This is a genomic window from Rhizobium sp. TBD182 (assembly GCF_001950375.1).
GTDB classification, from domain to species: domain Bacteria; phylum Pseudomonadota; class Alphaproteobacteria; order Rhizobiales; family Rhizobiaceae; genus Agrobacterium; species Agrobacterium tumefaciens.
This window is the reverse complement of sequence record NZ_BDLN01000001.1, coordinates 549,924-572,645: the sequence shown is the minus strand read 5'-3', so window position 1 is coordinate 572,645 and position 22,722 is coordinate 549,924. Positions and strand designations below refer to the sequence as shown.

Genomic DNA, 22,722 nt, shown 5'->3' with positions numbered 1-22,722 from the left:
CATGTTTTTCATACGCACGGCAAGCCAGCGCGATATCGAGCCGGTCCGGGCGCTTCTGGCTACCACCTGGCATGCGACCTATGACGCGATCTACGGCGCAGACAAGGTGAAGGAGCTGATTGCCGCATGGCATTCGCCACAGGCCATGAAGGACCGCATCGAGAAAAAGGGCGGCGAATTTCTGGTGGCCGATAATGGCCGGCAGATCGGCGGTATGGCTTATGCTTCCATGTCTGCGAAGATGAGCAAGACAGCCCTGTTGCACCAGCTTTATGTCGGGCCCGAATTCCAGCGTCAGGGCGTCGGCCGCGATCTCTTCGCCGAGCTTGAAACCTGCTTTCCGGATGCGGAAATCATGCGTCTGGAAGTGGAGCCCAAAAATACTGTCGCAATAGCCTTTTATGAAGGCGTCGGATTTACCGAGGTTGACCGAATCGAGCGCATGGCGGGTATCGATGGTTTTCCCGGTATCGTCATGGAAAAGAGCCTGAAACGATGAATGCGACATTAGATACGCTGGTAATCCGCGCGGCACGGCAAGAGGATGTTCCCGCACTCGCGGCCATCTATGCCGCTGACGAAATCGGAGGCCACGGCGATACGGCCGACGAATCGGCGCTGCCGGACTATCTCGCGGCCTTCCGCGACATCGAGGCGTCACCCACCGAGACGCTTTACGTGGCGGAACTGGACGGCGAGATCGTCGGCACTTTCCAGACGGCCATCCTGACCAAGCTTATCGGGCGCGGCGCCAAATCCATGGTGATTGAAGCGGTGCAGACGCGGCCCGACATGCGCGGCCGTGGCATCGGTGCGGTCATGATCAACTATTGCCTTGATGAAGCGCGCGCCAAGGGCATGAAAGCCGTGCAGCTCACCTCCAACGTGGCGAGGCTCGATGCCCATCGCTTTTACGAGCGGCTGGGTTTCGAGAAGCGGCATTTCGGTTTCAGGATGAAGCTGAAATAGCGCGGATATATCGGGAAATACTGGACAATCGCGGTGAGGGGCGGCATAAGCTTGTCTTGTGCCGTGCACGGAAAATCGCTGCGGCGCATTCAAGCCCGAGGAACGCATAATGAAGACTCTCCTGACGCAAATCTTCACCTGGTGGAACGGCCAGACGATCGGAACGCGGTTTCACACCTGGCGTTTCGGCAAGAAGGTCGGACAGGACGAGTTGGGCAACACCTATTACGAAGGCGGCACCACCTCCTGGGGCATGCCGCGCCGTTGGGTGATCTATAACGGATATGCCGAAGCTTCTGCCATTCCGCCCGGCTGGCATGGCTGGATGCACTACCGCACCGACGTGCCGCCGAGCCAGGAAACATACGTTCCGCGGGAATGGCAGAAGGCGCATCAGGCCAACCTCACCGGCACATCCAAGGCCTATCGCCCACAGGGATCGCTGGCGGTCGCAGGCGAGCGTCCACGCGTAACCGGCGACTACGACGCCTGGACCCCCGGCAACTGAGCAGGGCAAAATGAGCATTGCGATGCGCGGTGTTGTGCAAAACGCCGCGCTTGGCACCCGACCTCACCGGTTTTTGCCACATTCCGCCCTTACGCGTTGATCCGGTCGTCGTCCCGACACAGGCAATTTTTGGAGACATATCGTATGAGGATATTCACGCGGGATCGTTCTTTGCGTGCGCTGACAGTCTCGCTGTTTGCAGCGGTCTCTGCTGTCATCCTCGTATCGCCCGTCTCCGCCGCCCGTCTTGAAAACCGCGTGGCAGTGTTTTCCGGCATCGACAAGATCACCGGCCGCATTACGTCTTTCGATGTCTATATCGACGAAACGGTTCAGTTCGGCGCGCTCCAGGTGACGCCTAAGGTCTGTTACTCGCGCGACCAGACGGAAGCCCAGAAGATCGATGCTTTCATCGAGGTGGATGAAATCACTCTCGACCGCAAGATAAAGCGGATTTTCACTGGCTGGATGTTCGCCGACAGCCCCGGCCTCAATGCCGTCGAGCACCCGATCTACGACGTATGGCTGACTGGCTGCAAGCAGGACTCCGAAGTTCCCGCTCCCTCAACGGCAAGCAAATAACGTTACGTTATGATTTTTAGAATTGCAGGTCTGGCTGGTTGACGGCCTGATCGAGCATTTTCGCGTATTGCTGCTTCGGCACGTCGATCGCGCCGAATGTCTTCAGATGCTCGGTGGTGAATTGAGTGTCGAGCAACACGAAACCGCTTGCTCTCAGCCGCTCCACCAGATGCACGAGGCAAATTTTCGAGGCGTTGGTGCGGCGGGAAAACATGCTCTCGCCGAAGAATGCGGCCCCAAGCGATACGCCGTAAAGTCCGCCGACAAGTTCCTTGCCATCCCACGCCTCGACACTATGGGCATGGCCGATCTGGTGCAGTTCGGTGTAGAGTTTGCGAATTGTGGCGTTGATCCAGGTGCTCGGCCTGTCCGGCGCTTCAGCCGCACATCCTGCCATCACCGCTTCGAAAGCGGTATTGAATCGTATCTCGAATGGCTTCTTGCGCATCGCCTTGGCGAGGCTTTTGGAAATGTGGAAATCGTTGAGCGGAATGATTCCGCGTATTTCCGGCTCGACCCAGAAAAGCTCGGGATCGTCAGCCGAATCGGCCATCGGAAACAGGCCGGCGGAATAGGCGCGCAGCAATATATCGACGGTTATGCCGTTATTTTTGCTGCGCCGCCCAACCATATCTCTTAGTGAGACGCATCACCGGCCAGGTATTTTTCCAGCCAGTGAATGTCGTAATTGCCGCTGAGGATATCTTCGTTCTGAAGAAGATCCTGGAAAAGCGGGAGCGTGGTCTTGATGCCGTCGACGACGAACTCGTCCAGTGCCCGGCGTAGACGGCGGATGCATTCGTCACGGTCGCGACCGTGAACGATAAGCTTGCCGATCATGCTGTCGTAATAAGGCGGGATCTTGTAGCCCTGATAGGCACCCGAATCGACGCGCACGCCAAGGCCGCCCGGCGTATGGAAATAGGTCAACGTGCCGGGGGAGGGAACGAATGTGCGCGGGTCCTCGGCATTGATACGGCATTCGATGGCATGGCCATGGAATTCGATATCCGCCTGCGTGACCGACAGGCCCTGTCCCGAAGCAACCCTGATCTGTTCCTGCACGAGGTCCATGCCGGTGATCGCTTCCGTCACCGGATGTTCCACCTGAAGACGCGTGTTCATTTCAATAAAATAGAACTCGCCGTTTTCGTAAAGGAACTCGATGGTGCCGGCACCGCGATATTTCAGCTTGCGCATGGCGCTTGCACAAATTTCGCCGATCTTCATGCGCTGTTCAACGGTGAGGGCCGGGGAGTTCGCCTCTTCAAGCACCTTCTGGTGACGGCGCTGCAGCGAGCAGTCGCGTTCGCCAAGGTGAATGGCGTTGCCTTCACCGTCGCCGAAAACCTGCACTTCGATATGACGCGGCTTGCCGAGGTATTTTTCCATATAAACGGCGTCGTTGCCGAAGGCAGCTGCCGCTTCGGAGCGGGCCGTCGAGACCGCCTCGTCGAGATCCGCTTCCGTCTTCGCCACCTTCATGCCGCGACCGCCGCCGCCTGCCGTCGCCTTGATCAGGACCGGGAAGCCGATCGTCCGGGCGATTTCGAGCGCATTCTCGGGCTTCACTTCGCCGTCGGAGCCGGGAACCACGGGAATACCGAGTTCCTGCGCCGTCTGCTTGGCGGTGATCTTGTCGCCCATAAGACGGATATGCTCTGCGGTCGGTCCGATGAAGGTAATGCCGTGCGCGTCGAGGATATCGGCGAACTTGGCGTTTTCCGACAGGAAGCCGTAACCGGGGTGAACGGCGTCCGCACCGGTGATTTCGCAGGCCGCAACGATCTGGTGGATGTTGAGGTAGCTGTCACGCGAAGGCGGCGGGCCGATGCACACACTTTCGTCGGCAAGGCGCACATGCATGGCGTCCGCGTCTGCGGTGGAATGCACGGCGACTGTCGGAATGCCAAGCTCCTTGGCAGCGCGCAGGACGCGCAGCGCAATCTCGCCGCGGTTGGCTATGAGGATCTTCGAAACCATGCTGAACCGCCTTTATTCGATGACCACGAGAGCTTCACCATACTCCACGGGCTGTGAGTCGTTGACGACGATTTCCACGACCTTGCCGGACTTCGGAGCCGGGATCTGGTTCATGGTCTTCATGGCTTCGACGATGAGGATGGTCTGGCCTTCCTTGACGGTCGCGCCCACTTCGACGAACGGACGTGCGCCCGGAGCAGGCGACAGGTAAACCGTGCCGACCATTGGCGAGGTAACGGTATTGGCCGGGTTGCGGGCAGGTGCTGCGGCGACCGCAGGTGCTGCCGGAGCGGCAACTGCCGCCGCTGCAGGGGCTGGCGCCGGTGCTGCGTAACCGGTGGGCGCTGCGGCATATACCGTGGTGGGCGGAGCGGCGCGGGAAACGCGGATGCGCAGGTCTTCCTGCTCCACTTCGATTTCCGAAAGGTCGGTATCGTTGAGGATATTCGCGAGCTCGCGGATCAGTTCCTTGTCGATACCCTGTTTCTTTTCAGACATGACAAACCCTATTCTTTGTTTCTTTTTATGCCGTGATGTTCTTCAGCGCGTGAAGCGCCATGATGTAGCCATATGGTCCGAAACCGCAGACCATGCCCTTCGCGGCGGGCGATACCATCGATTTGTGACGGAACTCTTCCCGCGCGTGGATGTTGGAAATATGCACTTCCACGACAGGCGTGGAAATCGCACGAATGGCGTCATGCAGCGCGATCGAGGTGTGGCTGTAGGCGCCGGGATTGATGACGACACCTGCCGCTCTCTCTCCCGCCTCATGCAACCAGTCCACGAGCACGCCTTCGTGGTTGGACTGGCGGAATTCCACAGCGAACCCGAGATCTGCACCAGCAGCAAGACAATCATTCTCGATGTCTTTCAGCGTCTTGCCACCATAGATACCCGGTTCCCTTTTTCCCAGCATGTTGAGATTGGGGCCGTTGATGACGATGATGATGTTGCCCATTCGTGTTTCCATAAGAAAATCAGCGACACCTATAGACTGCGCAGCCTTCAAGGAAAAGCCCCCGAAAGCCGTAAAGAGCCGGCAGGCCCGGCATCCACAGGGAATGCAGCGGCTTTTTGCGGAATCAGGAGCAGGTGGCTTTTCCGCAGCTGCGCATATTGGCGATTTTTTCCTTCAACGGGTCCGCACCAACAGCGCCGAAAACAGCCTCGTTGCCGACGATATAGGACGGTGTTCCTGTTATGCCGAGGCTGTTGGCGAGCTTGTAGGTTTCCTGCACCTGCGCGTCGTTGGGGTTTTCTGCCATCGATTTGCGGATGTCGGCCTCCTTGAGACCGAGCGACGTCGCGACTTCCATGGCGCTGTCTTCATTCGCCCGTCCGCGGCCGCCCAGCAAGGCGCGCTGGAATTCGGGATATTTGGCAGGCGCAAGCAGCTTGACGGCGTTGGAGACCCGATGCGCTGCGACCGATTCCGGCCCGAGGATCGGGAATTCCTTGAGCACGACGCGCACTTTCTTGTCCGTCTTCAGAATATTGTCCATGTCGCCCATGGCGCGTTTGCAATAACCGCAATTGTAATCGAAGAACTCGACCAGCGTGACGTCGCCGTCTGGATTGCCGAGCGCCAGATCGTATTTCGATTCGAAGATCGTCTTCTGGTTGTCGGCCACGGCTTCCGCCGCCTTGGCGTTGCGGGTCGCATATTGCTTGCGTTCAAGCGCGTCCTGAACTTCAAGCATGATCTCGGGGTTCTCGATCAGATATTGCTTGATGAACTCACCCAATTCCTTCTTCTGCTTGTCATCGAGGGCATGGGCGGGCAGAGAAGCGAAAGCCATGGAAAGGGCCGTTACGCTGGCGAGAAGGGTTGAACGGAGAAGATGCGCCATATCGGTCCTCATACTGTGCGGCCAATGCCTCATGAATGTTATGATGCAATTACCTTACTTTAAGCCAAATGCCATACGCCAAAAATAGTTGTCCGCATTATGGTCGCACGATTGTGAAGCGTGTGATTCTGGGGCAAGTCTCTGAAATACGGTTCAGGAAAGAGCATGCCCTTGATAACGATGTCGAAGCGGAGCGCAGTCGAACCCTTTCACGCCATGGATATTCTGGCGGAGGCGAACCGGCGACGGCAGGCGGGACGCCCCGTCATTTCCATGGCTGTCGGGCAGCCTTCCCATCCCGCACCGAAAGCCTCTCTGGCGGCCGCGCAGGAAGCGCTGAAGCATGGGCGGATCGGCTATACCGATGCGCTGGGCCTGCGTGAATTGCGCGAAGCGATTGCTGGCCACTACCGGCTGCGCCACCAGGTTATCGTCGATCCGGCGCGCATTGCCGTTACCACCGGGTCTTCTGCCGCTTTCAACCTCGCCTTCCTCAGCCTTTTCGATGCCGGTGATCATGTCGCGATCGCAAGGCCCGGTTATCCCGCCTATCGCAATATCTTGAAAGCGCTTGGCCTCAATGTCGTGGAAGTGCCGGTAACGGCGGAAACCGGCTATACTCTGACGCCTGCCAGCCTCGAGCGGGCGGAGACCAGGGCGGGCTGCAAGTTGAAGGGCGTGCTCCTGGCAAGCCCGGCCAACCCGACCGGCACGGTCACCGGCCGCGAAGCGCTGAAACGGCTGGCAAACTATTGTGAAAGCCGGGATATCGCCTTCATTTCCGACGAGATCTACCACGGCCTGACTTTCGTCGGCGAGGAAACGAGCGCGCTCGAACTCACCGACAATGCCGTCGTCATCAATTCGTTCTCTAAATATTATTGCATGACCGGCTGGCGCATCGGCTGGATGGTCCTGCCGGAAAATCTCGTCCGTCCGGTCGAATGTCTTGCTCAGAGCCTGTATATTTCACCGCCGGAACTATCCCAACTGGCGGCAACCGCAGCCTTTTCGGCGGCGGAGGAACTCGACGTCTACCGGGAAAGCTACCGCACCAACCGCGATTTCCTGATGACTCGCCTTCCGGAAATCGGCCTGCCGCTGGCGTCTCCCATGGATGGCGCATTTTACGCCTATGTCGATACCAGCCGCTTCTCTAATGACAGCATGGATTTCGCCAAGCGCATGCTGGCGGAAATCGACGTGGCGGCGACGCCCGGCATGGATTTCGATCCAGAGGAGGGCCACAGGGCGCTGCGCATTTCCTACGCGGGTTCGGTGTCGGATATTGCAGAGGCGGTTGGGCGCATTGCTGGCTGGCTGAAATAAGCCCTTGGGTTCTTCTCGCCTTTGGCGGGAATCACGCGGGCGAGCAACCGAAGGTGCTGGCAAAGGCCTTTTCACCCTTTGTGGTGAAGGTCAGCACGCGCCCGTTTCCTTGCCGCAGCCAGTCGCGCTGCTGCATGGCTTTCAGAAGCGATGCGCCGAGCCCGCCGCCGAGGTGGTGACGACGTTCGCTCCAGTCCAGGCAATGCAGGCAAACCGGGCGCCTTGCCTTTTCCAGCGGCGAAAGATCAATGCCGAAGCTCGAGAAGAAATCCCGCCCGCTATCCGTAAGTGCGGGATCGTCGCCTGACGTGACGAGACCTTTTGCGGTGATAGTCGAAAGCAGTGCCACGCCACTTTCTCCGGCCAGATGATCGTAACAGATGCGCGCCTCGCGAAGCGCGGTGTCCTTTGGTCCGGTACGCACGCGCACGGCCCCGGTGCGCTGCGCAAGTCCCATCAGCGCTTCAAGAACCTGAGCCACATCCGCGTCGGAAAGCCGGAAATAGCGATGCCGCCCCTGTTTTTCCGCTTTGAGCAATTGGGCGTCGGAGAGTTTTGACAGATGCCCGCTGGCGGTCTGCAGGGTCACGCCGGCGGCTTCGGCAAGCTCGCTTGCCGTCAGCGCGCGTCCGTCCATCAGCGCCGTCAATATGTTGGCGCGGGCGGGGTCGCCGATCAGGGCGGCGACATTTGCGATCAAGGGTCCGTCTTTCATAGTTCGATGGTAGCCGAAGCATTGATGTGAGGCAATGGCGTAGACAGGGAAGTCAGAACACGAGGAGACCGACGATGCTGACCTGTTTCATCCGTTACGAGATCGACCCCTTCAAGGTCGATTCCTTCGATCAATATGCCCGCAACTGGGGTGAGGCGATACCGCGCTGCGGCGCCGATCTGATCGGCTATTACGCGCCGAAAGAGGGATCGAGCACTATTGCCTACGGCATCTATAACATCGAAAACCTTGCCGCGTACGAAGCCTACCGGGCGCGACTTGCCGCCGATCCGGCAGGGCAGGAAAATTATGAATTCGCCCGGCGCGAGCAATTCATTCGCCGTGAGGACAGGCTGTTCCTGAGGCTGGCATCTGCGCCGCACGGCGGAGGCGAACGATGATCGCCGTCATATTCGAGGTCTGGCCGGCTGAGGGCGAAAAACAGCATTATCTCGATATTGCCACCAGCCTGCGCGGCGAGCTCGAAACCATCGACGGCTTCCTGTCCGTCGAACGCTTTCAGAGCATCAGCAATCCCGACAAGATGCTTTCGCTGTCATTCTTCAGGGACGAGGAGGCGGTGAAGGCATGGCGCAACACCGCGTCGCATCGCGCAGCACAGTCGCTGGGACGGTCCGGCGTCTTTTGCAATTATCGCCTGCGTATCGCCACCGTGATGCGGGACTATGGTTTGAAGGAGAGGGAGGAGGCCCCGATCGACAGCAGACAGGCCCATGCGGCGGATAATCAAGTGCGGCGTTGACGGGCCTTCAGATCAGTTTTTCTTCAAGCCGGTCCAAGGCTTTCTGGTTCGAACTCGCTGCCAAAACCCGCTATAGAAGGAGCGGGTTATGGATGGAGAAGGGCTGCCACGCGGCGGTCCGCCCGATTGGACATGGAGAGAAGAACGATGTCGGCAGAAAAAGTGGCGATTGTGACGGCAGGCGGCAGCGGCATGGGGGCGGCCGTGGCGAAACGTCTAAGCACTGATGGTTACAAGCTCGCGATCCTGTCGTCCTCCGGCAAGGGAGAGGCGTTGGCGAAGGAACTGGGCGGCATCGGCGTCACCGGCTCCAACCAGTCCAACGACGATCTCAATCGACTGGTGGAGCTGACGCTCGAAAAATTCGGACGTATCGACGTTCTCGTGAACAGTGCAGGCCATGGCCCGCGCGCCTCCATCCTCGATATCACCGATGAGCAATGGCACACGGGTCTCGATGTCTACCTGATGAACGTCATCCGCCCGACACGGATCGTGGCTCCATTTATGGTGAAACAGAAAGCCGGGTCGATCGTCAACATCTCGACTGCCTGGGCTTTCGAGCCGAGCAGCATGTTCCCGACTTCTGCAGTGTTCCGCGCCGGCCTTGCTTCCTACACCAAGATTTTTTCCGATACCTATGCGGCCGACAATGTGCGCATGAACAATGTTCTGCCCGGTTGGATCGATAGCCTGCCAGCCACGGAAGAGCGCCGCCAGGGTGTGCCGATGCAGCGTTACGGAACGAGCGAGGAGATAGCCGCAACCGTTGCCTTCCTCGCCTCGGAAGGTGCGGGTTACATCACCGGCCAGAACATCCGCGTCGATGGTGGTCTGACACGGTCTGTTTGACGATTGGCATATCGGGCTTCCGTCACCCCGGACTTGGTCCTTTGCCAACGCGGTCAAGTCCTTGATCGCGAGAGATTTCTTTCACGGCGCAGACGCGCCGTGGCTGGATGCCGGATCGATTACGGCATGAGATAAACCTAACATCCGCCAACAAAGCAAAACGCCCGCAACATGGTTGCGGGCGTTTTTCGTTTCAGTGTCTTCTATCAAAAGAAGCCTTTTCGCTGCCACCAGCCGCCCTTGCGCGGCTTCGGCTCGTCGCCGTCAGGGTTGGCGGGCGTGCCCGAGGAGGTCACGACCGGCTCCGAATTCGAGACATTGCTGCCCCGGTTCGCGCGAACCTTTTCTTCCGTCGCGGGTGCTACGGCTTCCGAACCCAGATCGGCCGAGGCTTCACCCACTTCGTCGAGGGCGACATCGACGACGGTTTCCACAACGACTGCGGGTTCGACGATCACCGGCTCGACCGTTTCAACGGTTTTGGCTGCGACTTCAGCCTGCGGTGCCGCTTCAGCCGGCGGTACGTCTTCGGTCTTGGCCTTCGCCTTGCGGGTGCGGCGCGGTTTCTTCGGGGCTTCCGCTTCCACAACGTCGGCAACCACACCTTCCACCACTTCGGCAGCGGTAGGCACTTCGGTTACGGATGCTGCGGCGGAAACCTCTTCGCCTTCGCCTTCCGTTTCGCCTTCTTCGCCGGACTCATTGCCTGCGGCATCGAGAGCCTCGTCTTCAGCACGGTTGCGACGGCCGCCACGCTTGCCACGACGGCGACGCTTGCGCTTGCCCTCTTCATCAGAGCTTGCAGCTTCGTTCACACCGTTTTCATCGGCGTCGTCTGCGGCTTCATCGGTTTCGACGCCATCTTCGTCGTCCGCATCATCAGCGCCGGTGTCATCGCCAGCCTGCGCATCAACTGCACCGTTCTGGTCGTTCTGTCCGCCCTTGCCACGACGGCGACGACGACGCTTGCGCTTGCGCTTGCCGTCTTCACCATTGTCGCCCTGCTGCTGTTGCTGGCGCGGCTCGCTGGCCTGCGCCTTGACGATTTCTTCCTCTTCTTCGTCCTCTTCCACCTCAACAACGAAATCGTCTTCCTCTTCCACGAAGCTCGGGAGCATCTGGATAAGGCTTTCGATCTTCACCGGATTTTCAACCGCTTCACCACGATCGATGGCGAAATGCTGCGCGCCGACGCCGGCATCGGCCGCAATGATGATCGCCACGCCGAAGCGGCCTTCATAATCGACAATCGTGCCGCGCTTGTGGTTGAGCAGGTAGAGAGCCGTTTCCGGCGTGCAGCGCACGGTGATGTTGTGGGTCGTGTTGCGCAGCAGATATTCCTCAACGCCGCGCAGCACGTGCAGCGCGATGGAGGATTCCGAGCGAACGTGACCCGTGCCGCCGCAATGCTGGCAGACCTGCGTGGTCGATTCCAGCACCGAAGCGCGGATGCGCTGGCGCGACATTTCCAGAAGACCGAAATGCGAGATACGGCCGACCTGGATGCGCGCCCGGTCGTTTTTCAGGCAGTCCTTGAGCTTCTTCTCGACGGAGCGGTTGTTGCGCTTTTCTTCCATGTCGATGAAGTCGATGACAACAAGACCGGCAAGGTCGCGAAGACGCAGCTGGCGAGCCACTTCTTCCGCCGCTTCCAGATTGGTCGTCAGCGCCGTTTCTTCGATGGAATGCTCGCGGGTCGAACGACCGGAGTTCACGTCGATGGCAACCAGAGCTTCCGTCTGGTTGATGATGAGGTAACCGCCCGATTTCAGCGTAACCTGCGGCTGCAGCATGCGGTCGAGCTGGGCTTCAATGCCCGAGCGCGAGAAGATCGGGTGGATGTCGCGGTAAGGCTGAACCACCTTGGCGTGGCTCGGCATAAGCATCTTCATGAAGTCTTTTGCTTCACGGTAGCCTTCTTCGCCCGAAACGATGATCTCGCTGATATCCTTGTTGTAAAGATCGCGGATCGAACGCTTGATGAGCGAGCCTTCCTCGTAAACGAGGCAGGGGGCCGTGGAGTTCAATGTCAGCGTGCGGACGTTTTCCCACAGGCGCATCAGATATTCGAAGTCGCGCTTGATCTCGACGCGGGTGCGGTTGGCGCCTGCAGTACGCAGAATGACGCCCATGCCCTGCGGAACTTCCAGATCGCGGGCGATTTCCTTCAGGCGCTTGCGGTCGGTCGGCTGGGTGATCTTGCGGGAAATGCCACCGCCGCGTGCGGTATTCGGCATCAGCACGGAATAACGGCCGGCAAGCGACAGATAGGTGGTGAGTGCGGCACCCTTGTTGCCGCGTTCTTCCTTGGCAACCTGCACGAGAAGGATCTGGCGGCGCTTGATGACTTCCTGAATGCGATACTGCTTGCGCGGCTTGCGGGCAACGCGATCGGGAACCTCTTCCATGGCGTCTTCGGCGCCGACGGATTCGATCACTTCCTTTTCGTGATGATCGTCATCATCGTCGTCGTCATCATCGTCATTGCCACGGCGAAGACCCTCGACTTCCTCGGAAATCGTATCTGTATCGACCATGGCAGCCATTTCGCCGCCCGTGCTGCCGTCTTCTTCGGAAGAGGCCTCAACAGTGGTGTCGGAAACGGCTTCTTCTTCCGCTACCTTCTTCTTGGCGCGGGGGCGGCGGGTACGCTTCTTCGGTGCTTCTTCCGCAACGGCCTCGACGGCCACAGCAGTCACATCTTCGGATACCTCTTCGGCAGCGGCAGCGGCAACGGTTTCGTCCACGACCACGGCGTCAGTCGTCTCGCTGACGGCAACGATGCCGACATCCGGCTGGTCCGCCTGCGACAGATCGACAGCCGGTGCGCCGGGCTCGGGGGCGTCAGCCGATTCGAAGTCGTCGCTGCGGCGATGATCCTCGGCTTCCGCCTTGAGGAGTGCCTGACGGTCGGCGAGCGGGATCTGGTAATAGTCAGGGTGGATTTCCGCAAAAGCGAGAAACCCGTGGCGATTTCCACCGTAATCGACGAAGGCCGCCTGAAGGGAGGGTTCAACCCTCGTGACCTTGGCAAGGTAGATATTGCCGCGGATCTGTTTCTTGTGCTCCGATTCGAAGTCGAATTCCTCGATCCGGTTCCCACGGACAACGACTACGCGTGTCTCCTCTTCGTGGGAGGCGTCGATAAGCATTTTGTCTGCCATGTAAGCTGTGCTCCTCGGCGCAGCCTTGTTTTATACGAGAACAGGCCCGCCACACGGACGAGCCTTTCATATGAGTGCAAGGATGTGCCGGAAATGAAGTCTCCAGCCGGGCCTCTGTAAACTGGCAGCATCCGGACCGACGGCGAGGCGCTTGGCCTGCTCCTGGTATCCGGTTCATATGAAAACTGCTGCGACATCATTGGCCAGGCGGAACGACAATAATATATAGACCCCTTGGGGTCCGATGAATTTGCTCTCCTCAGAGCAGCGGTGGCATTGCCACCGGGTAGGTCTCCGGCCACGGCCGGAATTGATCCAGTTTCAGGATAAATGTAACGACGGCAGATGATTGCCCGTTTTGCAGCGCCAGCGTCTTTTTCGATTGGCAGCCGGCGGGCATCTATCCCGTCAACACTTTTAACCCTCATCCTTGTTGTATGTTTTCTCTGTCATAATAGCAATAGGCTGGCTAAATATGCCATATTGTTGGTGGAATTTCCGGGTTAACAATTGGTTCACCAACGCCTGCGATTGTGGGGCGCAAACGCACAAACACGCGTCCGGCGTGCCCGAAATTACGACGTTCCCGGCACTTTGCCGCACCATTTATGAAAAATGACTGAAATACGGAATTTCTTGAAGACCATGAATTTCACGCGCAGCGCAGCGATATTCGATGGGGCAGGGCCGCTTGGCGCGCGAATCGCGCGGCTTGCGGGTGCCCTTGTCTTGCCGGTTGTCTTTTCGGTCGCCGCATTCGTCTCCTGCGTTCCACAGGCCTTGGCCGTGGAGCCGCTCATCGCCAATCAGGCACGCATCATCGGCGACGAGGCGCGCACGCGCATCGTTCTCGATTTTGCCGAGGAGCCGGAATTCGACATTCACTATCTCGATTCGCCCGCCCGCATCGTCGTGGACTTTCCGGCGGTGAATTTTGCGTTCCCCGCATCGGCTCTGGCGCCAACTGGCCTTTTCTCGGACATTCGCTTCGGTAGCATGGGGCAAGACAGCGCCCGCATCGTGCTGACGGCAAAAAAACCGGTTCAGGTGGCGGTTGCCGAAACCAAGAAGGGCGAGGACGGCACATCGTTCCGTTTCGTCCTGGATGCGGAGATCACCACCAAGGCCAAATTCGCCGAACTGGTGAAAGAGCAGCAATGGCGCGCGCCGGCGCCGGTCTCGACAGCGGCGATCACGCCTGACGACAAGACATCGCGGCAGACGGATTTCGTCATCGCTGTTGATGCCGGCCATGGCGGCATCGATGCCGGCGCTTCCGGCGGCGTAACCGGCACGGAGGAAAAGGTCATCACGCTGACCTTTGCCAAGGAACTTGTGGAGCGGATGAACCGGGAGCCCGGCATCAAGGCGTTCCTGACGCGTGATTCCGACACGTTTCTCGCTCTGTCGGAACGGGTGACGATCGCCCGGCAGAACAATGCAAACCTATTTATTTCATTGCACGCCGATACACTGAAGCAGAAGGGCATCCGGGGCGCGACCGTCTATACATTGTCAGACCGCGCCTCAGACCGCAGGGCGCAGGAGCTGGCCGAGCGCGAAAACAAGTCCGACCAGATTGCCGGTGTGGCAGCCTCCAGCGAGCCGCCTGAGGTGGCCGATATCCTTCTCGATTTCACCCGGCGCGAAACGCAGGCCTTTTCGGTGACGCTGGCAGAAAATATCGTATCGTCCTTCGAGGGACAGGTCGGCCTCATCAACAATCCGCATCGTTATGCCGGTTTCATGGTGCTGCGCGCCCATGACGTGCCATCGGTGTTGCTGGAACTCGGCTTTCTCTCCAATCCGGAAGATGAAAAACTGCTTCTTGATGCGGAATGGCGCAAGAAGGTCGCCGATACGCTTGCAACTGCGGTCGGACGATACCGCACCAAGGCCATGGCGAACGGCGGCTGAAGGGCCGGGCCGGCGGGCGGCGCCCCGTTGTCGCCGTGCCCCTTGCTGCCGAAAAGCTGTTCAATTCTTGGGCCTTGCGGACGATTAGGTTGGCGAAGCCCTATTTTACTCACATTCGCCGCGTTATTGCGGAAGCGGATTCTGTGGTGATCCGCCATTGCGGCTGGAACCGCAATTGCGGCAGTCGGCCCGGTAACATATCAGCGAATGCTGTCGTTCCGGCTTGTCATCGAAGGTATGGTGTGCAAAACGGCACGCGATATGCAAGGATGCGCCCGTATCATCGGGCGTTGATGGTTACGATTCGAATTATCGGTAGCTTGGTATGATCAGACTGATTGGATATTTTTTCGGCTTGGCCAGCGTGCTCTTCCTGTGCGCCGCCGCCGCCGGTGCAATTTATTTGCACGGCGTGACGAAGGACCTGCCGGATTACGCAGTTCTGAGCACTTATGAGCCGCCGGTGACGACCCGTGTGCACGCCGGCAACGGTGCGCTAATGGCGGAATACGCCCATGAAAAACGCCTGTTCCTGCCGATCCAGGCTATCCCGGACCGGGTGAAGGCAGCCTTCCTTTCGGCGGAAGACAAGAATTTCTACAACCATCCGGGTGTGGACATCTGGGGTCTCGGCCGTGCCGTTCTCGTCAACCTCCAGAATATCGGCTCCGGCCGTCGTCCGGTCGGCGCGTCCACAATCACCCAGCAGGTGGCAAAGAACTTCCTGCTCACCAACGACCAGACCTTCGACCGCAAGCTCAAGGAAGCGCTTCTGTCCTTCCGCATCGAGCAGACCTATTCCAAGGACAAGATCCTCGAGCTTTATCTCAACGAGATCTTTTTCGGCCTGAATTCCTACGGTATCGCCGGTGCGGCACTCACCTATTTCAACAAATCGGTCACGGAACTGACGATTGCGGAAACCGCCTATCTCGCGTCGCTGCCGAAGGGTCCGGCCAACTACCATCCGATCCGCCGCGAGAAGGCGGCGCTGGAGCGCCGCAACTGGGTGATCGACCGCATGGCCGAGAACGGCTACATCACGGTCGGCGATGCAGAGGATGCAAAGAAGCAGCCGCTTGGCGTCAATCTGCGCCGTGGCGGCGCGCATATCTTCGCGTCTGACTATTTCGCCGAGGAAGTCCGCCGCCAGATCGTCGAGAAATACGGCGAGCAGGCGCTTCTTGAAGGCGGTCTTTCGGTTCGTACCTCTTTCGATCCGCAGATCCAGATGGAGGCGCGCAAGGCGCTTCAGGACGGTCTGGTGCAATATGACGAGCGTCGCGGTTTCCGCGGACCCGTCGAAAAGATCGAGACAACCGGTGACTGGACTGCGGCGCTCGCCAAGGTAAAGGGTCTTCGCGACGTTCCCGAATGGAAGATCGCAGTTGTCCTCGCCGTTGCTGCCGATGGCATCGATATTGGCGTGCAGGTCGATCCTGATGCCGAGGATGGCGACAAGCGCACACGCGGCCATATCTCCGCTGAAAACATGCGTTGGGCCTATCGCGATGCCACAGGCAAAAAGCCGACGGCTAAGTCGCCGGTTGGCGTTCTGGCTGTTGGTGACGTCGTTTACGCACAGCCGCTGTCCGGTTCCGGCAACGAATATCGTCTGCGCCAGCCCCCGAAGGTGCAGGGCGGCATGATGGTGATGGATCCGCACACTGGCCGCGTTCTGGCCATGGTCGGCGGCTTCTCCTATGCGCAATCGGAATTCAACCGCGCCACGCAGGCGATGCGCCAGCCCGGCTCCTCCTTCAAGCCGTTCATCTATGCGGCTGCACTCGACAACGGCTATACCCCGGCCTCGGTCATTCTCGATGCGCCGATCGAGGTTGTTTCGGGCGGTCAGGTCTGGAAGCCGCAGAATTACGGCGGGGGTTCCGCCGGTCCTTCGACCCTGCGTCTCGGCATCGAAAAATCCCGTAACCTCATGACAGTGCGTCTGGCGCAGGACATGGGCATGAATCTGGTGGCTGAATATGCCGAACGCTTCGGCATCTACGACAAGATGCCGCCGCTTCTGGCAATGTCGCTCGGTTCGGGTGAAACAACCATCATGCGCATGGTCTCGGCCTATTCTGTGATCGCCAATGGCGGCAAGCAGATCAAGCCGACGCTGATCGACCGCATCCAGGACCGTTACGGCAAGACGATCTTCCGGCATGAGGAGCGTGCCTGTGAGGGCTGCAACGCCACAAGCTGGCAAAATCAGGACGAGCCGGTCATCGTTGATAACCGCGAGCAGGTTCTCGACCCGATGACCGCTTACCAGACGACATCCATGCTGGAAGGTGTCGTGCAGCGCGGCACGGCGGCGGGCAAGATCAAGGTCGATCTGCCGGTTGCCGGCAAGACAGGCACCACCAACGATGAAAAGGACGCCTGGTTCGTCGGTTACACGCCGGACATGGTTGCCGGTCTTTATATCGGCTTCGATTCGCCCGCACCGCTTGGGCGCGGCGGCACCGGTGGTTCGCTGTCGGCACCGATCTTCGGCGAGTTCATCGCCGATGCGGCCAAGCACCTGGAACCGAGCAAGTTCATCGTGCCTGAAGGCATGAAGTTCATCGCCGTCAACCGCAAGACCGGCATGGCCGCTTCGGAAGGCGAACCTGATACGATCATGGAAGCCTTCAAGCCGGGCACCGGCCCGGCCGATACCTTCTCGGTGATCGGCGCGGAAGGCATGTCGCAGGAGGATATTCTGAAGACCTCGCCACAGGCCCAGCAGGCCATCACCGGCGGTGGCGGCGGTCTTTATTGATACCAGTCTTATGTTTGGCGGGGGGCGCGGGTCTTTACATCCGCGCCCCCCGCATTTATTTGAGCTACCAGTTTAAATGAAGGCGAAGAACCAGCGAAATGCGCAATGAAATTGTGAACGTAGTCGACGAAATCAAGCAGGCCATAAGCCTGCTGAGGAGGCATCTTTGACTGGGACCAGGCGATAAGACGACTGGACTGGTTGAATAACAAGGCAGAGGACCCGACCCTCTGGAACGATGCCACCGAAGCGCAGAAACTGATGCGCGAGCGCCAGCAGCTGGATGACAGCATCAATGGCGTGAAGGCGCTTGAGCAGCAGCTCAAGGACAACGTCGAGCTGATCGAACTCGGCGAGATGGAAGGCGACGACGAGATTGTCAAGGACGCCGAAGATGCGCTGAACGCGCTGAGGAGCGAGGCGAACCGCCGTCAGGTGGAAGCCATGCTTTCCGGTGAAGCTGATAGCAACGATACATATCTCGAAGTTCATTCCGGCGCCGGCGGTACGGAAAGCCAGGACTGGGCCAACATGCTGCTGCGCATGTATACCCGCTGGGCTGACCGCGAAGGCTTCAAGGTTGAAGTGCTGGAAGTTCATGACGGCGAAGAGGCCGGCATCAAGTCCGCGACGATCCTCGTCAAGGGCCACAATGCCTTCGGCTGGCTGAAGACGGAATCGGGCGTACACCGCCTCGTCCGCATCTCGCCCTATGACAGCAATGCGCGTCGCCACACATCGTTCTCCTCCGTTTGGGTTTACCCGGTGGTCGATGATTCGATCCAGATCGACATCAATGAGAGCGATTGCCGCATCGATACCTATCGTTCGTCCGGTGCAGGCGGCCAGCACGTCAACACCACCGATTCGGCCGTGCGTATTACCCACATACCGACCGGTATTGCCGTGGCCTGCCAGCAGGAGCGTTCCCAGCACAAGAACCGCGCCAAGGCGTGGGACATGCTGCGCGCCCGTCTCTACGAGGTGGAACTGCAAAAGCGGGAAGATGCGGCAAACGCCCAGGCCGCATCCAAGACGGATATCGGCTGGGGCCACCAGATCCGCTCCTACGTTCTGCAGCCCTACCAGTTGATCAAGGACCTGCGCACCGGCGTGGAAAGCACCGCACCCGGCAACGTGCTGGATGGCGATCTGAACCAGTTCATGGAAGCGGCCCTCGCGCACCGCATCAGCGGTGGCGCAGACGTGGAAGTGGCTGATATCGACTGACGCGTCACAGCGTCGCTTGAAAAAGTCACCCCTCGCAAACCCATTGCGAGGGGTTTTTCGTTGGAGGAGATGGATGAAACAGGCGCTTTACATCGTCGACGTTCAGCCGAGCTTCAATCCGCCGGCTGCGCTTGTGGCGGACATATCCGCGCTGGCCGCCACCATGCCAAGCGTTGCTAGCGTCGAGCGCCATGATGAAAGCGTCACGCCTTTCGAGCGGCAACTTGGCTGGAAGCCGGGCAGGGACGACTGCTCGCTGGTTGCGGCGGACTGGATTTTCATAAAGCACGGCTACGCTCCGCCAAGGGCGGCTATCGACCACCTCTTGTCTCTAAAGCTCGACAGGGTGCTGGTCTGCGGCATTCAGGCCGATACCTGCGTACTGGCTGCGGGTTTTGCCCTGTTTGATGCGGGGCTTCATCCCACGCTTCTGCCATGGCTGACGGTCGGCTCCAGCCTCGATCGCAGCGGCGAACTCGGCGCCAGACTATGGAAACATCATTTCGGTGCGGTTCTGGCCGGGCCGCATGAGCTTAACGCGTAGAGAGTTTCCAGTAAAACTGCGTATAATCCAGGAGGTAGAGAACCTCCAACGATTCCGTTCAAACCGACGTTCTCTCGCCCTCAGTTCGAGGCCTTTTCGATCTTCATCTCGCCGAGTTCGTCGATCAGGATTGTCCAGCTTTCCGCTTCCCTGATCTGCGGATCGGTTTTCAGATAGACGGTCACAAACAGGCCGGGCGAGGCCGATGCACCGTTTGAGCTTTCGGGGCGAATATCCGTGACGTAGGACTTCATCTGGCTGAACTCTTCCAGCTCGATGTTTTCGAGAAGGTTCGGTCCGTTTGCGGTAGTGGCGATGCGCTGCAGATAGACTTTAGCGGTGCCATCGCCCTGGCGGATTGCAACCACCTTGTAATAACCGCGTGTGGGTGTCGCTGGCGGCGGACGCAATTGGCCGTCAGGACCTTTCACCGGCTCAAGATTATGCTCTTCCCACATGCCGCTGCTGACAACGAAGATCGCCGATACCGGCAAGTTGTCTATGGCCTCCGTTTGCGCCCGCACGGGAAGCGCTGTGGCGGCGAAAATCAGGGCGGCAAGAAGAGGTTTTTTCAGGGGCATGGCCATCATCAGTGGTTGGCGTCAATTGTTGAATTGTTCGGCGAGTACGCGGTCTGACCATGAACGGTCCGGGTCCGAGAGAATTCTGGCCGTCCTGTCCTGCGATTGCGCAATCCGCACATGCCGTACGGATTTCACCTCCGTATGGTCGGCGACCGCGTTCACCGGACGCTTGTCGCGCTCCAGAACGTGAATATCGACCGTCACCTTGTTGGGCAAAAGTGCGCCGCGCCAACGCCTTGGCCGGAAGGCGCTGACGGGTGTGAGCGCCAGCAGCGGTGATTCCAACGGCAGGATCGGTCCATGGGCTGAGAAGTTATAAGCTGTCGATCCTGCCGGTGTCGCAACCATCATGCCGTCGCAAATCAACTCTTCAAGCCGCGTCTTGCCGTCCACCTCGACACGTAGCTTTGCGGCCTGATGCGATTGCCGGAACAGGCTGACCTCGTTCATGGCAAGTGCCGTAAATTCATCGCCGTCGGAATCCGTCGTCGTCATGCGCAGCGGATGAAAATCATTGCCGGTCGCCACTGCAATACGCTCGACTAGGCCATCTACCCGGTAGTCGTTCATCAGAAAGCCGACCGATCCCCGGTTCATGCCATAGACCCGCTTGCCGGAATTCATCGTTTCGTTGAGAATTTGCAGCATGAAGCCATCGCCGCCGAGCGCCACGATCACTTCCGCCTCGTCGAAGGGCGTGTTGCCGTAAGCGCCTTTCAGCTCCTCCAGCGCCCTCTGGGCCTCCTCGGTTGAGGAGGCGACGAAGGATAGTGAACAGTTAGAATGCGACATTCGCTTCCCTCGGCAACGACGCATACCGGAATCGATATGCGGACGATGCTGTAACCTGTTGAAGCAGCTCACAATCTCCAAACGTCGATAAAACGGTCGATCGCAAGCCACAAGACGCATCCTTGGTACATGAAGACGGCAGCAGGCGACAAGGCCTTTCCGGCGGACAGGCGTTCGCAGCAGGCGGGTTTGCCCGCGTGCGGTCCACAGCTTCTTGGTTTCCTGCCTTCGACAAGGGTTGCGATGCGGCGCGACGTGAGGCAACTTGCGCGAAACAAGCGGAACGGCGAGTGGCAGGAGACGGGCGTGGTGCTGAATTACAATATCTACGATGTCTTTACCGAGACCAAAATGGCGGGAAATCCGCTGGCGGTCATGTATGACGCGGATGGCCTCGACCAAGTGACGATGCAGGCGATAGCCAGAGAAATGAACCTCTCCGAGACCGTTTTCGTCAACCGCTCGGGCAACCCGGCCCACGCGGCTTCGCTGCGTATCTTCACGCCTTCAGGTGAGTTGCCTTTCGCGGGCCACCCGACTGTTGGCGCAGCGATCGCGATTGCCGAGCGCAATCGCAATGAAGGTGACGACGATATCGATATGGTCTGTGTGCTGGAGGAAAAGGTGGGTCCGGTCCGCTGTGCGGTGAAAATGCGCGCCGGTGCGGTCAGCTTCGCCGAATTCGACCTGCCGCGCAAATCGTCCCGCGTCACCCTGCCGCTCGATCATGCCGCACTTGCCGATGCGCTGGGCGTGAGCGAAGGCCATCTCGGCTTTGAGAACCACGTACCGTCGATCTGGACGGCCGGTGTGCCGTTCCTGCTCGTGCCGCTGCACAATATTGCCGCTATCAGCGAAATGGATTTCGACGCCAATCTCTGGCTGCGCACCGCACCGCTGGTGGAGGGGCGCCTGACGGCGGCCTATATCTACTGTCGCGGCGGCGTCAATCACGCGGCAAAGTTCCATGCCCGCATGTTTTCCCCGGAAATGGGGATTTCGGAAGACCCCGCCACCGGTTCCGCCGCCGCCGCCCTTTCCGGTGCAATCCATCATTTCGACGGCCTGACAGACGGTCACTATCCGCTCTTGATAGAGCAGGGCGTGGAGATGGAACGTCCTTCCCACATCCATCTGCGCATGGACATCAAGGACAACGAAATCGCCCGCGCCCGCATCGGTGGCCACGCGGTCCGTGTAGCATCGGGTACGTTCGAGATCTGATTTCAACGTGAGCGACTGAACTACAGTCGATAAGCTACCTGCCGACCAAAAAGAAAAACCCCGGCCATGACCGGGGTTTTATTGTTTCTGGTCTTAACCAGAGATCAGTTGAACCGACCCGCCGCATGGGCAAGCATCGTGTAGACCTTGCCGGTATCGGAGGTGAGGTAGGACTGGGTGACTGTCCGGTCACGGTCCGTGCGGGCGACATCAGCGAGCAGCTTTTCGAAATCGGTGATGTAGCGGTCCACGGCGGTGCGGAATTCGGCCTCCCGCTCGTATTTGCGCTTGATCTCGTCAAACGTCGTCTGGCCCTTCAGCGTATAGAGGCGACGGGTGAAGACATCACGTTCGCCGCGCTGGTACCGGCGCCACAGTTCCACCGACGCATCGTGGTCGATCGCGCGGGCGATGTCGACGGACAGCGAGTTCAGCGATTCCACCATGTGACGCGGATTGCGGGTATCGGCAGCACGGGTCGGCTGCTGATCGCCGCTTGCGCGGGGTGCGGAAGCGGCGGCCGATTCCTGCGAGGCGCCGCGCAGAAGATCGCTGATCCAGCCACCGCCTTCTTCGCGGCGTGCGGCAGGCGCTGCAGCCGCCTGGGACGGGGCAGGCGCCTGACGGTTTTCGACCTGGCGGTTCTCAAGCGGGAGGGTGCCACGCGAGGCGGGTGCGGCTGCCGGCTGCGGCTGAGCCGGGCGTGGTGGCTGTGCCGGCGTGGCTGCTGCCGGCTGCGGACGCGCTTCGACACGGCGTTCAGCGGCAGGCTGGGTCGCTGCAATGGCGCGGGCGACGGGTTCGGAAACTTCCATCTGTTGGGTCGAGCGACCGACAAGCTGGGAAATATCCTGCAGGGCCTTGATCTGCTCGGAAACGGCGCGGCGCATCGCTGCGGCGCTTTCCTTGGCCTCTTCCGGCAGGTCGAACGCGCCGCGCTTCA

At 59.4% G+C, this 22,722-nt stretch carries 22 protein-coding genes and 1 pseudogene; 13 read left to right on the top strand and 10 right to left on the bottom strand.

Features of this window, described 5'->3' with window-relative positions; translation table 11 throughout:
• The first annotated feature begins 1 nt into the window (after position 1).
• From T18_RS02910 to T18_RS02895, 4 genes are all read left to right on the top strand, one after another.
• Complete coding sequence (locus tag T18_RS02910; protein ID WP_003512751.1) at positions 2-499, top strand: GNAT family N-acetyltransferase; 498 nt, start codon at positions 2-4, stop codon at positions 497-499.
• On the top strand, positions 496-969 hold the full coding sequence (locus tag T18_RS02905) for a GNAT family N-acetyltransferase (RefSeq protein ID WP_038490777.1): 474 nt from the start codon (positions 496-498) through the stop codon (positions 967-969). Before T18_RS02910 ends, T18_RS02905 begins: the two co-directional genes overlap by 4 nt.
• A 109-nt stretch (positions 970-1,078) precedes the next feature.
• On the top strand, positions 1,079-1,477 hold the full coding sequence (locus T18_RS02900) for an NADH:ubiquinone oxidoreductase subunit NDUFA12 (RefSeq protein ID WP_013635978.1): 399 nt from the start codon (positions 1,079-1,081) through the stop codon (positions 1,475-1,477).
• A 144-nt stretch (positions 1,478-1,621) separates the two neighbouring features.
• Positions 1,622-2,059, top strand: a complete 438-nt coding sequence (locus T18_RS02895; protein WP_013635979.1) for a DUF2155 domain-containing protein — start codon at positions 1,622-1,624, stop codon at positions 2,057-2,059.
• 16 nt (positions 2,060-2,075) lie between these two features.
• Here T18_RS02895 and aat read toward each other — a convergent pair whose 3' ends face one another.
• The 5 genes from aat to T18_RS02870 all read right to left on the bottom strand — a co-directional run bounded on the left by aat (position 2,076) and on the right by T18_RS02870 (position 5,895).
• Positions 2,076-2,690: a leucyl/phenylalanyl-tRNA--protein transferase gene (gene aat / locus T18_RS02890; RefSeq protein ID WP_003512757.1), complete on the bottom strand. Its 615-nt coding sequence runs from the start codon at positions 2,688-2,690 to the stop codon at positions 2,076-2,078.
• A 5-nt stretch (positions 2,691-2,695) separates the two neighbouring features.
• Positions 2,696-4,042 (bottom strand): acetyl-CoA carboxylase biotin carboxylase subunit, encoded by a 1,347-nt coding sequence (accC, locus tag T18_RS02885; RefSeq protein WP_013635980.1) that lies wholly within the window; start codon positions 4,040-4,042, stop codon positions 2,696-2,698.
• 12 nt (positions 4,043-4,054) lie between these two features.
• Positions 4,055-4,540 carry an acetyl-CoA carboxylase biotin carboxyl carrier protein gene (accB, locus tag T18_RS02880; RefSeq protein WP_003512759.1) on the bottom strand — a complete coding sequence of 162 codons (486 nt, stop codon included), beginning with the start codon at positions 4,538-4,540 and terminating at the stop codon, positions 4,055-4,057.
• A gap of 25 nt (positions 4,541-4,565) precedes the next feature.
• Positions 4,566-5,003 carry a type II 3-dehydroquinate dehydratase gene (aroQ, locus tag T18_RS02875; protein ID WP_019565501.1) on the bottom strand — a complete coding sequence of 146 codons (438 nt, stop codon included), beginning with the start codon at positions 5,001-5,003 and terminating at the stop codon, positions 4,566-4,568.
• Positions 5,004-5,127: 124 nt separating this feature from the next.
• Positions 5,128-5,895 (bottom strand): DsbA family protein, encoded by a 768-nt coding sequence (locus T18_RS02870; protein WP_038490779.1) that lies wholly within the window; start codon positions 5,893-5,895, stop codon positions 5,128-5,130.
• 171 nt (positions 5,896-6,066) lie between these two features.
• Between T18_RS02870 and T18_RS02865 the strand changes: the two genes are divergently transcribed.
• The gene (locus T18_RS02865; RefSeq protein ID WP_025593298.1) at positions 6,067-7,224 is read left to right on the top strand and encodes a pyridoxal phosphate-dependent aminotransferase; all 1,158 of its coding nucleotides are present in this window, start codon (positions 6,067-6,069) and stop codon (positions 7,222-7,224) included.
• Positions 7,225-7,255: 31 nt separating this feature from the next.
• Here T18_RS02865 and T18_RS02860 read toward each other — a convergent pair whose 3' ends face one another.
• Positions 7,256-7,939 (bottom strand): ArsR/SmtB family transcription factor, encoded by a 684-nt coding sequence (locus tag T18_RS02860; protein WP_038490782.1) that lies wholly within the window; start codon positions 7,937-7,939, stop codon positions 7,256-7,258.
• A gap of 74 nt (positions 7,940-8,013) precedes the next feature.
• Here T18_RS02860 and T18_RS02855 point away from each other — a divergent pair, with 74 nt between their 5' ends.
• From T18_RS02855 to T18_RS02845, 3 genes are all read left to right on the top strand, one after another.
• Positions 8,014-8,340, top strand: a complete 327-nt coding sequence (locus T18_RS02855) for an NIPSNAP family protein (protein WP_038490785.1) — start codon at positions 8,014-8,016, stop codon at positions 8,338-8,340.
• Positions 8,337-8,702, top strand: coding sequence for an antibiotic biosynthesis monooxygenase family protein (locus T18_RS02850; RefSeq protein ID WP_038490788.1), 366 nt, complete (start codon positions 8,337-8,339; stop codon positions 8,700-8,702). Before T18_RS02855 ends, T18_RS02850 begins: the two co-directional genes overlap by 4 nt.
• Positions 8,703-8,849: 147 nt before the next feature.
• A complete protein-coding gene (locus tag T18_RS02845; protein WP_038490791.1) occupies positions 8,850-9,554 on the top strand; it encodes an SDR family oxidoreductase in 705 nt (234 codons plus the stop codon).
• Positions 9,555-9,760: 206 nt separating this feature from the next.
• On the opposite strand, the gene T18_RS02840 is transcribed toward T18_RS02845, so the two are convergent.
• Positions 9,761-12,718: an Rne/Rng family ribonuclease gene (locus T18_RS02840; RefSeq protein ID WP_038490794.1), complete on the bottom strand. Its 2,958-nt coding sequence runs from the start codon at positions 12,716-12,718 to the stop codon at positions 9,761-9,763.
• A 645-nt stretch (positions 12,719-13,363) separates the two neighbouring features.
• Here T18_RS02840 and T18_RS02830 point away from each other — a divergent pair.
• The 4 genes from T18_RS02830 (at position 13,364) to T18_RS02815 (ending at position 19,179) form a co-directional block, all read left to right on the top strand.
• The gene (locus T18_RS02830; RefSeq protein ID WP_038490798.1) at positions 13,364-14,635 is read left to right on the top strand and encodes an N-acetylmuramoyl-L-alanine amidase; all 1,272 of its coding nucleotides are present in this window, start codon (positions 13,364-13,366) and stop codon (positions 14,633-14,635) included.
• Between the two features lie 325 nt (positions 14,636-14,960).
• A complete protein-coding gene (locus T18_RS02825) occupies positions 14,961-17,405 on the top strand; it encodes a penicillin-binding protein 1A (RefSeq protein WP_003512768.1) in 2,445 nt (814 codons plus the stop codon).
• A gap of 98 nt (positions 17,406-17,503) precedes the next feature.
• Positions 17,504-18,635, top strand: a protein-coding gene (gene prfB / locus T18_RS02820; RefSeq protein ID WP_121556197.1) for a peptide chain release factor 2 whose coding sequence is annotated in 2 segments (ribosomal slippage) — positions 17,504-17,572 and positions 17,574-18,635 — 1,131 coding nt in all. Because the reading frame shifts where the segments join, the coding sequence is not laid out codon by codon here.
• 73 nt (positions 18,636-18,708) lie between these two features.
• Entirely contained in the window at positions 18,709-19,179 is a 471-nt protein-coding gene (locus T18_RS02815) for a cysteine hydrolase family protein (RefSeq protein WP_003512771.1), read from the top strand.
• An 80-nt stretch (positions 19,180-19,259) separates the two neighbouring features.
• On the opposite strand, the gene T18_RS02810 is transcribed toward T18_RS02815, so the two are convergent.
• Together T18_RS02810 and T18_RS02805 are read right to left on the bottom strand one after the other, a co-directional pair.
• A complete protein-coding gene (locus T18_RS02810) occupies positions 19,260-19,760 on the bottom strand; it encodes a hypothetical protein (protein WP_038492797.1) in 501 nt (166 codons plus the stop codon).
• Positions 19,761-19,781: 21 nt separating this feature from the next.
• Complete coding sequence (locus T18_RS02805; protein WP_038490804.1) at positions 19,782-20,555, bottom strand: NAD kinase; 774 nt, start codon at positions 20,553-20,555, stop codon at positions 19,782-19,784.
• A 306-nt stretch (positions 20,556-20,861) separates the two neighbouring features.
• On the opposite strand from T18_RS02805, the gene T18_RS02800 reads away from it, so the two are divergent.
• Complete coding sequence (locus T18_RS02800; protein WP_025593313.1) at positions 20,862-21,779, top strand: PhzF family phenazine biosynthesis protein; 918 nt, start codon at positions 20,862-20,864, stop codon at positions 21,777-21,779.
• A 104-nt stretch (positions 21,780-21,883) separates the two neighbouring features.
• On the opposite strand, the pseudogene T18_RS27460 reads toward T18_RS02800, so the two are convergent.
• A pseudogene (locus T18_RS27460) lies at positions 21,884-22,722 on the bottom strand (hypothetical protein); the annotation flags it as partial.